This is a genomic window from Mesorhizobium sp. M1A.F.Ca.IN.020.04.1.1 (genome assembly GCF_003997315.1).
Lineage (GTDB): Bacteria > Pseudomonadota > Alphaproteobacteria > Rhizobiales > Rhizobiaceae > Mesorhizobium.
In genome coordinates, this window is sequence record NZ_RZSN01000003.1 from 80,668 (window position 1) to 91,775 (window position 11,108).

9 protein-coding genes are annotated in these 11,108 nt (G+C 64.3%); all 9 read left to right on the plus strand.

Translation table 11 applies throughout. From position 1 onward, the window contains the following. The first annotated feature begins 99 nt into the window (after positions 1-99). Positions 100-1,179, plus strand: a complete 1,080-nt coding sequence (gene prfA, locus EOA49_RS01950) for a peptide chain release factor 1 (RefSeq protein WP_127216785.1) — start codon at positions 100-102, stop codon at positions 1,177-1,179. Beyond that, a complete protein-coding gene (gene prmC / locus EOA49_RS01955) occupies positions 1,172-2,041 on the plus strand; it encodes a peptide chain release factor N(5)-glutamine methyltransferase (RefSeq protein ID WP_127241062.1) in 870 nt (289 codons plus the stop codon). The genes prfA and prmC overlap by 8 nt, the downstream gene beginning before the upstream one ends. Positions 2,042-2,378: 337 nt before the next feature. Continuing rightward, a complete protein-coding gene (locus EOA49_RS01960) occupies positions 2,379-3,344 on the plus strand; it encodes a DUF4167 domain-containing protein (RefSeq protein WP_245460485.1) in 966 nt (321 codons plus the stop codon). Positions 3,345-3,497: 153 nt separating this feature from the next. Further along, positions 3,498-3,863, plus strand: coding sequence for a metalloregulator ArsR/SmtB family transcription factor (locus tag EOA49_RS01965; protein ID WP_067319638.1), 366 nt, complete (start codon positions 3,498-3,500; stop codon positions 3,861-3,863). After that, positions 3,841-4,362, plus strand: a complete 522-nt coding sequence (locus EOA49_RS01970) for an SRPBCC family protein (RefSeq protein ID WP_245307350.1) — start codon at positions 3,841-3,843, stop codon at positions 4,360-4,362. The genes EOA49_RS01965 and EOA49_RS01970 overlap by 23 nt, the downstream gene beginning before the upstream one ends. Positions 4,363-4,617: 255 nt before the next feature. Next, the gene (gene clpB, locus EOA49_RS01975; protein WP_067319047.1) at positions 4,618-7,224 is read left to right on the plus strand and encodes an ATP-dependent chaperone ClpB; all 2,607 of its coding nucleotides are present in this window, start codon (positions 4,618-4,620) and stop codon (positions 7,222-7,224) included. A 179-nt stretch (positions 7,225-7,403) separates the two neighbouring features. Further along, positions 7,404-7,763 (plus strand): MmcQ/YjbR family DNA-binding protein, encoded by a 360-nt coding sequence (locus EOA49_RS01980; RefSeq protein ID WP_066990072.1) that lies wholly within the window; start codon positions 7,404-7,406, stop codon positions 7,761-7,763. Positions 7,764-7,904: 141 nt separating this feature from the next. Beyond that, a complete protein-coding gene (locus EOA49_RS01985; protein ID WP_127241059.1) occupies positions 7,905-9,419 on the plus strand; it encodes a L,D-transpeptidase family protein in 1,515 nt (504 codons plus the stop codon). A gap of 242 nt (positions 9,420-9,661) precedes the next feature. Continuing rightward, positions 9,662-11,108: MFS transporter (locus tag EOA49_RS01990; protein WP_127243016.1), on the plus strand; the 1,447-nt coding region annotated here is incomplete at its 3' end.

Genomic DNA, 11,108 nt, shown 5'->3' on the forward strand with positions numbered 1-11,108 from the left:
TTCCGGTGCTCATGGACCTAAATGTACATTCCGCTCCGGTTCTCGAAATTCGCCAGTTTCGACTCGTCCTGACGTGAATTCCATCGAAGTCCCGAGCCCATGATCAACTTGCCCCGCGACCGCATGGACCAAGTCGTCAAGCGTTTCGACATGCTCGAAGCGCAGATGTCGGCAGGGCCGACGGCCGATGCCTACGTCAAAATGGCTTCCGAATATGCCGATATCCAGGAGATGGTGGGCAAGATCCGGGCGCTGCGCGCCGCCGAGCAGGAACAGGCCGACCTCGAAGCGATGCTCGCCGACAAGAACATCGACGCCGAGATGCGGGCGCTGGCCGAGGCCGACCTGCCGGAGGTTAAGGAGCGCATCGAGGTGCTGCAGAAGGATATCCAGATTCTGCTCCTCCCCAAGGATGCCGCCGACGACAGGAACGCCATCCTCGAAATCCGCGCCGGCACCGGCGGCGACGAGGCGGCCCTGTTCGCCGGCGATCTGTTTCGCATGTATGAGCGCTACGCCGCCTCGCGCGGCTGGCGTTTCGAGGTCGTTTCGGCGAGCGAAGGCGAAGTCGGCGGCTACAAGGAAATCATCGCCTCGGTGTCGGGCAAGGGCGTGTTCGCGCAGCTGAAATTCGAATCCGGCGTGCATCGCGTGCAGCGCGTGCCGGAAACCGAGGCCGGCGGGCGGATCCATACCTCGGCGGCGACGGTCGCCGTACTGCCCGAGGCCGAGGAGGTCGATATCGATATCCGAGCAGAGGACATCCGCATCGACACGATGCGCGCGTCCGGCTCCGGCGGGCAGCACGTCAACACCACCGATTCGGCGGTGCGCATCACGCATCTGCCGACGGGCATCATGGTGGTGCAGGCGGAAAAGTCGCAGCACCAGAACCGGGCGCGGGCCATGCAGATTTTACGGGCGCGGCTCTATGACCTGGAACGCAGCCGCGCGGACGAGGAGCGCTCGTCGTCGCGAAAATCGCAGGTCGGCTCGGGCGATCGCTCGGAGCGCATCCGCACCTATAATTTCCCGCAGGGACGCGTCACCGACCACCGCATCAACCTCACCCTTTACAAGCTCGACCGGGTGATGATGGGCGAGCTCGACGAGGTGATCGACGCGCTGATCGCCGACCATCAGTCGAAGCTGCTCGCCGACATGGGTATTGATGGCTGATCCTTTGCCCTCGGCACTTCGACCGCTGCTGCACGCGGCGAGGGAGCGGCTCGCTGCCGCCGGCATTGCCGATCCGGCGCTCGATTCCAGGCTGATCGTCGAGCATTTTTCCGAAACCACGCGCACCCAGGCTATCGCGGAGCCGGGCCGAACGGTGGATTCTGCGGCTCTTGCGGCAATCGAGGCGGCCCTGAGGCGTCGCGTCGCAGGTGAGCCGGTGCATCGCATTCTCGGCTATCGCGAGTTCTATGGGCTGCGGCTGTCGCTGTCGCCGGACACGCTGGAGCCGCGCCCCGATACCGAGACGCTGGTCGACGCGATCCTGCCCTTCGCCAAGTCGACGGCCGAAAGGCTTGGCCAGTGCCGTCTTCTCGATCTCGGCACCGGAACCGGCGCAATCGCGCTGGCGCTGCTCAGCGCGATTCCGGCGGCTACCGCGACCGGCGTTGATATTTCGCCCGGCGCGCTGGCGACCGCCACGCGAAACGCCGCGGATCTGGGGCTCGGCGGGCGCTTCAAGGCCTTGCATTCCAACTGGTTCGAAAAAGTTTCGGGCCGATACCATTTAATTGCCGCGAATCCACCCTATATACCCAGTCGAGACATTGGAAATCTGCAGGACGAGGTCCGCGATTTCGATCCACGCCAGGCCCTCGATGGCGGTGTGGACGGGCTGATCCCCTATAGGATCATCGCCGGAGAGGCGGAAGGATTTCTGGAAGCGCAGGGCAAGGTAGCGGTCGAGATTGGCCATACGCAGCAAAGCGAGGTGACCGCGATCTTCGCGGCAGCCGGCTACAGGCTGTCGGAGGCGCGACGCGATCTTGGCGGAAACGACAGGGTTCTGGTGTTTGAGCGTTGAAAGCCCTGATGCAGTGCGAAAAAACGCTTGGCAATATTAGGGAATGCAGCTAGGTTCCGGCTTAACCGGATGAGACGAAGCAGGCAGTGCTCTTAGCGATTCGGTTTTCCTTGGAAATAGCTGCCTCCTTGCGCAAACGACGCCCATGCTTCGTGCGGGAATCGTCCGGCAAGTGATGTAACCGGAACAGGATGGCACGTGGCGCCAACGCAATCGATGCGGGCGAACGCCGGTGAAAAAACGAAACGGTCGGCTGCATGAGCGCCACCGTTCGCGACGAGTTTTAGAAAATCCACATGAAGAGAGTCGAATGAGGCCACAACAGCAGAACAGGCGCATGCGCGGTCGCAACAACAATGGCGGCGGTGGCAACAACAACCGCAAGGGGCCCAATCCCCTGACGCGCAACTATGAGAGCAACGGTCCGGACGTGAAGATCCGCGGATCGGCTCAGCAGATCGCCGAAAAATATGCCGCACTCGCCCGTGACGCGCAAAGCTCCGGCGACCGGGTGATGGCGGAGAACTATCTCCAGCACGCCGAGCACTACAATCGCATCATCGCGGCCGCGCAGGCGCAGATGCCCATCCAGAACGCCCAGCAGAACCGCGACGACTTCGATGACGACGTCGATGAGGATCGCGACGAGTTCGACACGGTCGGCAACGCAAATGCCGGCGAGTCGCAGGCCGCCGCGAACGGTTCCGGGCCGCAGCCGGTGATCGAAGGCACGCCGGCGGAACTCGCCTACAACCAGGAAAACGGCCGCGACAACAACCGGCGCGACAATAATGGTCGTGACAGGCACCGCGACCGCCGCAATGGCGGCTATGGCCAGTACGGTCAGAATGGTCAGCGCGGCGACAATGGTCAGCGAGAGCGCAGCGAACATGGCGGCCAGCAGATCGATCAGAGCCGCCGCAATGAGGCGCAGGCCAAGCCGGAGGGCTCCGCCGAAGACGGCGTTGCGGCCGAGCAGGCTCCGCTGTTCGACAGCTTCTCGCCTGCGGGCCTTGCTGCCCAGGCCGAGCGCAACGAAGCCGGCGCGGACAATGGCGGTGGGCGTCGGCAGAGACGTCCACGTCGCGGTCGCGGCAATGCCGAGCAGGGCCATAGCGCCGAGCAGGGCAATGGCGATGAAAGCAATGCCGGCCGGGCGGACAGCGCCGCCGATGGCGGCAACGTCGCGGACAGCGGCAGCGCGACTGCCGCCAAAGAGGCAAATGCAGCGCCGAGCGAGAACGGCGCCGGTGAGCCGGCAGGCGGTGCCGGCGAGCCGGCAGTCGCCGACGCAGATAGCTGACCGCAGGTCTATTTCCAGGCAATTCGAACGGCGGAGAGGTTTCTCCGCCGTTTCTCGTTGTGCGTGCCTAAAGCACGTCGCCTGAATCCGTTTCAGCGCGACGCGCTTTCGTTTCCTTGCATGGCGGTAATTTGTGCGCTAATACTGAACCATATGGTTCAGTATATCAAGACCCGCCTCGATGCTTCATTCGCCGCGCTCTCGGATGCGACCCGACGCGGCGTGCTGGAGCAGCTCGGCCGTGCGGACGCTTCGATCACGGAACTGGCCGAGCAGTTCCACATGACCCTTACGGGCATGAAGAAGCACGTCGGTGTCTTGGAGCAAGCGGGGCTCGTCAGCACGGAAAAGGTCGGGCGCGTGCGGACCTGCAAGCTCGGCCTGCGCGGGCTGGAGCAAGAGGCGGCATGGATCGAGAGGTACAGCCAGCTCTGGGACGCACGCTTCGACGGGTTGGACAAGGTGGTCGAGGAACTGAAACGAAAGGAGAAGGTCGATGGACGCAAGCAAAGCGAGTGAGGCCACACCGATGCAGAACCGCACGACTGTGGAACGGACGTCGGACCGCGAGCTCGTCGTCACGCGAACCTTCAACGCTCCGGCGCGCATCGTGTTCGAGGCGTGGACCAAGCCTGAGCTGTTCAAGCAGTGGTGGGCGCCGAAGTCGATGGGAATGGTGCTGCGTTCCTGCGAGATGGATGTCCGTGTCGGGGGCAGGTACCGTTTGGCGTTCGGCCACGATGGCTCAAACCTTGACGAGTTCTTCGGCAGGTACATCGAAGTGACACCGCAGTCGCGCCTCGTCTGGACCAATGAGGAAGGCGGTGAGGGTGGACCCGTCACGACGGTGACCTTCGAGGAAAAAGGTGGCAAGACGCTGCTGGTCCTGCACGAGCTCTATCCCTCGAAGGAGGCTCTCGACGCTGCCGGCACCGGTGCGGCGGAGGCGATGGGCGAGACGTTCGGGCAACTGGACGAGCTTCTCGTCACCCTGGGCGCGAGCGGTGGACGATCATGAAGCCGTCGATGTCGCGCGTCGCGCAGCCGCAGCATTTAAGCCCTTGTTTTAATGCCTAATATTCGCCCAAAACCGCTGCGCGCTTCGGGCGACCAGGCCCTAGAATATTCTGCGCTGACCGAGATCAGGGCGTCTTGAGAGACCTGAGCTGATACACCATATCTCGGCTGAACAGGACTCGGCTCGAATGAGCGGGTCCGTCACCGCAATCTGATCCGGTGCCGCAAAGCGGGCCGGTGATGGAAGGAGACATACATGAATACGGAGAAATATTCCGAGCGCGTGCGCGGTTTCATCCAGTCCGCGCAGACCATGGCGCTCTCGCGCAACCACCAGCAATTCACTCCCGAACATATGCTCAAGGTGCTCGTCGATGATGACGAGGGCCTTGCCGCGTCTCTGATCGAGCGCGCCGGCGGCAGCATTCGCGACGTGAAGCTCGGCGTCGAGGCGGCGTTGGAGGCTATGCCCAAGGTCGAAGGCGGCAACGGCCAGCTCTATCTCGCCCAGCCGCTTGCCAAGGTGTTTTCGACCGCAGAGGAACTGGCCAAGAAGGCCGGCGACAGCTTCGTTACCGTGGAGCGGCTGCTGCAGGCGCTCGCCATGGAGAAGTCGGCGAAGACCGCCGACATCCTGGCCAAGGCCGGTGTCACCGCGCAGGCGCTGAACCAGGTTATCAACGATGTCCGCAAGGGCCGCACCGCCGATTCGGCCAGTGCCGAGCAGGGCTACGACGCGCTGAAGAAATACGCCCGCGACCTGACCGCGGATGCGCGGGCGGGCAAGCTCGACCCGGTCATCGGCCGCGACGACGAGATCCGCCGCACCATCCAGGTGCTGTCGCGCCGCACCAAGAACAATCCCGTGCTGATCGGCGAGCCCGGCGTCGGCAAGACGGCGATCGCCGAAGGCCTGGCGCTGCGCATCGTCAATGGCGACGTGCCGGAATCGCTGAAGGACAAGCGGCTGATGGCGCTCGACATGGGCGCGCTGATTGCCGGCGCCAAGTATCGCGGCGAGTTCGAGGAGCGGCTGAAGGCCGTGCTGTCGGAAGTCACTTCCGCCGCAGGCGGCATCATTCTGTTCATCGACGAGATGCACACACTGGTCGGTGCCGGCAAGGCCGATGGCGCGATGGACGCCTCGAACCTTTTGAAGCCTGCGCTGGCGCGCGGCGAGCTGCACTGCGTCGGTGCGACTACGCTCGACGAATACCGCAAGCATGTCGAGAAGGACGCGGCGCTCGCCCGCCGCTTCCAGCCCGTTTTCGTCGACGAGCCGACGGTCGAGGACACTGTCTCGATCCTGCGCGGCTTGAAGGAGAAATACGAGCAGCACCACAAGGTGCGCATCTCCGATTCGGCGCTGGTTTCGGCCGCGACGCTTTCCAACCGCTACATCGCTGACCGTTTCCTGCCGGACAAGGCGATCGACCTGGTGGACGAAGCCGCATCGCGGTTGAGGATGCAGGTCGATTCCAAGCCCGAGGCGCTGGATGAGATCGACCGCCGCATCATGCAGCTCAAGATCGAACGCGAGGCGCTGAAGGTCGAGAAGGATGACGCCTCTAAGGACCGGCTGACCAAGCTGGAGAAGGATCTGGCCGACCTCGAGGAGCAGTCGACCGAGCTGACCGCCAAGTGGCAGGCCGAAAAGCACAAGCTCGGCCTTGCCGCCGACCTGAAGAAGCAGCTCGACGAGATGCGCAACGAGCTGGCGATTGCCCAGCGCAAGGGCGAGTTCCAGCGCGCCGGCGAGCTTGCCTACGGCAAGATCCCGGAGCTGGAGAAGAAGCTCAAGGAAGCCGAAGCCCAGGACGGTAAGGCCGGCATGGTGGAAGAGGTGGTCACGCCTGACCACGTCGCCCATGTCGTGTCACGCTGGACCGGCATTCCGGTCGACAAGATGCTTGAGGGACAGCGCGAGAAGCTGTTGCGTATGGAGGACGAGATCGGCAAGCGCGTCGTCGGCCAGGGCGAGGCGGTGCAGGCGGTCTCCAAGGCCGTGCGGCGCGCCCGTGCGGGTCTGCAGGATCCGAACCGGCCGATCGGCTCGTTCATGTTCCTGGGTCCGACCGGCGTCGGCAAGACGGAGCTCACCAAGGCGCTCGCCGCCTTCCTGTTTGACGACGAGAGCGCCATGGTGCGCATCGACATGTCGGAGTTCATGGAGAAGCACTCGGTCGCCCGGCTGATCGGCGCGCCTCCCGGCTATGTCGGCTATGAGGAGGGCGGCGCGCTCACCGAAGCGGTGCGGCGCCGGCCCTACCAGGTCGTGCTGTTCGACGAGATCGAGAAGGCGCATCCGGACGTGTTCAACGTGCTGCTCCAGGTGCTCGACGACGGCCGGTTGACCGACGGTCAGGGCCGCACGGTCGACTTCCGCAACACGCTGATCATCATGACGTCGAATCTCGGCGCCGAATATCTGGTCAATCTCCGCGACGACCAGGACGTCGATGCCGTGCGCGACGAGGTGATGGGCGTGGTGAGAGCCTCGTTCCGTCCGGAGTTCCTCAACCGCGTCGACGAGGTGATCCTGTTCCACCGGCTGCGCCGCCAGGATATGGACCGCATCGTCGAGATTCAGCTCAAGCGGCTGGAGAACCTGCTTGTCGATCGCAAGATCACGCTGTCGCTCGATCACGATGCGATCGAGTGGCTGGCCGGCAAGGGCTACGATCCGGCCTATGGCGCCAGGCCGCTGAAGCGGGTGATGCAGAAGGAACTGCAGGATCCGCTGGCGGAGAAGATCCTGCTCGGCGAAATCCTCGACGGCTCGACCGTCAAGGTCACCGCCGGTTCCGATCGCCTGAACTTCCGTTCGAAGCCGACGGTGGTGGCGGCTGAAGCCGCCGCCTGAGTCGAGCCGGGGCATGCGACCGGAGCCATTCCAGGAAAAGCGCTTGGCGGTTTTCCGTCCGAATTGCGCAAACAAGGATACGAGGAGCGTCGCATCCGGCAGGGGCGGCGCGCTCTTGCTTTTCCACAGCGCCCTGCTGCAGAACCGGGCTTGATTGCGGTTCCCGGAGGCCGATTCCAATGAAGCTCGAGGACTATAACGGCTTCTGCGCCACATTGCCCGCCACGACCCACGTCGTGCAGTGGGGCGGGGCTCACGTCTGGAAGGTCGGCGGCAAGGTGTTCGCGATCGGCGGCCATGACCGGGAGGGCGAGGTCTTCGTTACCTTCAAATGCTCCGACATGGCGTTTGACGTGCTGAAGGAACAGCCGGGCTGCCGGCCCGCGCCCTATCTCGCGTCGCGCGGCATGAAATGGATCCAGCGCCAGACAAGCCAAAGCGTGGATGATGCCGCGCTGAAGGACTACCTGCGCGAAAGCCACCGCCTGGTCGTGCTGAAGCTGACGAAACTGGCGCGCAGCGAATTGGGGCTGCACTGACATTCGGTTGGGGACCATGGTGAAACGCCGGAAATCCGCCATCTTCATGCCCGGTTCATATTGGAACCTTAGTTTTGGTAACTGGTTTGCTGGCGAAGGGTTCGCCCAGCAAGACCGAGCCGACCGGAGAGCCTGACCCACATGCTGCGCACGATCTTTTCCCTTTCGGCACTCGCGGCCGGGCTGGCGGCTTCTGGCGCGCTCGCAGCGCCCAGTCTGGAAGGCGCGCAGAAGACGGTTCGGCACGCTCAGCACGGCGCGCTCCTGCTCGCCCAGGACGGCAATATCGACATCTACTACGATGCCAGGGGCAACCGGGTGCTTGTCGATGCCGATACCGGAAAGGTTATCGCCATCCAGCCGCCGCAGACCAGGCTCGATCGCCGGGCGCTGCGCCGTCAGCTGCGGATGCAGGAGCTCGGGCATGCGCCCGTCGAGGACGACGACCGTTATTATCTCGACGATCCCGACGACATGGCCCGCTTCCGTCGCAGGCAGCTGGACGAGAACGGCCGGTATATCCCGCCGCCGGTCGACGACTACGATTCCAACAGCGGCAATTCCGTCGAGGCCTATCCGCCGGCGCCGAGCGACGAAGGGTATGCCACAACCTATCCGGAGGCGCCAAGGTCGGACACCATCAAGCGCGAGCCGCTGAACGAAGCATCGATCGAACCGCACCCTGGGCAGGGGGACGTGCTGCAAGTCAATCCGGAGACCCAGGCCGCGCTGCCGCCGGACACGGGCGGCAAGGCGACCGTCGATCCGTCGCTTTCGCTCGGCGTGCGCCAGGACGTGGCCGAACTCCAAGTGCTGCTCGACCGCGCCGGCGCCTCGCCGGGAGTCATCGACGGCCGCTTCGGCTCGAATGTCGACAAGGCCCTGGCCGCCTACAACCAGATCACCGGCAGCAATCTGAAATCGACCGACTCGGCCGCCATTAAGGCGGCGCTCGCCCAGTCGGGGGGCGACGCCTTCGCCTCCTACACGATCACGCCCGAGGACGTGGCCGGACCCTATGTCGCCTCGATCCCGGAAGATTACAGCCAGAAGGCCAAGCTCGACCGCATGGGTTACACCTCGGTCACCGAGGCGCTCGCCGAGCGCTTCCACATGGACGAAGGCTATCTGAAGTCGATCAACAAAGGCCTCGACTTCAACCGTCCCGGGACCATCATCAAGGTCGCCAATTTCGGCCAGTTGGTGTCGACGCCGGTTGCCCGCATCGTCGCCGACAAGGACAAGAAGGAAGTTTTCGCTTATGATGCGGGCGGCAAGCTGGTCGCGGCCTATCCGGCCACCATCGGTTCGGCCGACACGCCGTCGCCCACCGGCATCCACACCGTGTCGCGCATCGCGCTCGATCCCAATTACACCTATAATCCCAGCATCAATTTCAAGCAGGGCCAGAACGACAAGATCTTGACCATCCCGCCGGGGCCGAACGGTCCGGTCGGTTCGGTCTGGATCGCGCTGGACAAGCCGACCTACGGCATCCACGGCACGCCCGATCCTTCCAAGATCGGCAAGACCGAAAGCCACGGCTGCGTGCGCCTGACCAACTGGGATGCGCGAGAGCTCGCCAAGCTGGTGTCGCCGGGCGTGACCGTCGAGTTCGTCGGCGGGTCTTCAGTCGATGATTTTGCGCAGCAATGAGCCGCGCAGGGCGGTTGCATAGATCAGCTGCATCGCCAGGATGAACCCGCGCTGAGCAGCGGGTGATGAGGCATAGGCTGGCTCTCCCCCTTCTGGAATGACCCGCCGGAACCTAGCACGCGACGGCTCGTTTGCATTTACGATGGCTACCTCCCTGGCCATGCCGTCAGACCAAACTGGTTTCAGAACTGCAATCTTCTGGCTCGTTGTTACCGATACGCCGGAGAGCTAAGCAGGTTTTCATGCCTTCCTCGAGTGAAGCCACAGCCGATTCGCTTTCGACCGCGACGCGCGCGAACGGCACCTTTTGCCCGCAGACGCAGCGCAAGTTCGTGCTGGTCGCGGCAATCCTGGCCTCGGCGCTCGGCTTCATCGACGGTTCGATCCTGGCGATCGCCACGCCGGCCTTGCGCGTCGATCTCGGCGCCAGCCTGGCGCAAGCGCAATGGATCTCCAACGCCTATGCGCTGACGCTTTCGGCGCTGATTCTGGCCGGTGGTGCCGCCGGCGACCGATTCGGCCTCAGGCGCGCATTCGTGACCGGCATCGCGCTCTTCATCTCAGCATCGCTCGCCTGCGCGCTGGCGCCCAATCCGGCAATTCTGATCGCGTTCCGCGCCATCCAGGGCATTGGCGCCGCCATCATGGTGCCGGGCAGCCTCGCCATCATCGCCAAGGCCTATCCGAAAAAGGAGCGTGGCCGGGCGATCGGCATCTGGGCCGCGGCCTCGGCGCTGACGACGGCGCTCGGGCCGGTGCTCGGCGGGTTCGTGCTGTCGACTTTCGGCAACGGCGTCTGGCGCGCGATCTTTGCCGTCAACCTGCCGCTCGGACTGGTTTCGATCTATCTGCTGCTCGCCAAGATACCGGCGGACCAGCCGACCGAAAAGCGCAGCCTCGACCTCGGGGGCGCCGCGCTCGCCACACTCGCCTTCGGGGCGCTGGCCTATGGGCTGACGGCGATGAACGCCGAGGGCGGCGGGATAATGGCCGGGCCGGCGATCGTCGCCGGCGTCGTCCTGCTTTTCATTTTCATTCTCTACGAGCGCTGGCAGCGCGAGCCGATGATCGATCTCGGCCTGTTTCGCATCGGGGCCTTCGCCGGCGCCAATCTCGCGACCTTCTTCCTCTATTTCGCGCTGTCGGCGAACCTGTTCTACCTGCCCATGGTTCTGATCGCGGGCTGGGGCCTGAGTTCGGCCGAGGTCGGCTTCATCTTCCTGCCGCTGTCGGCATTGATCGCGCTGCTGTCGGGGCCGGTCGGTCAGTGGTCCGACAAGATCGGCCCGCGCCTGCCGATCGCCGCCGGCAGCTTGGTCGTCGCCATCGCCTTTGCCGGCATGGCCCTGCTCGCCCATGCCGGGATCCACAATTTCTGGACCGGGACCTTTCCGCTGATGGCGGTGATGGGGCTCGGCATGGCGCTCGTCGTGTCGCCGCTGTCGACGGCGATCATGACCTCCGTCGAGGACAAGGACACGGGCGCGGCATCCGGCATCAACAATGCCGTCTCGCGCATCGGCGGCCTGATCGCGGTGGCGGCGATGGGCTCGCTCGCGGCTTTCGTCTATGCGCGATCGACCGGCAGCCCTGCCGGCATGCCCGGTTTCGGCGAACCGCCGGCGTCCGGGCTCGCGGCCAATCTCGACGCGTTGAGGATTGCGGCAAGCGATTCGGCCTTTGCCGCGG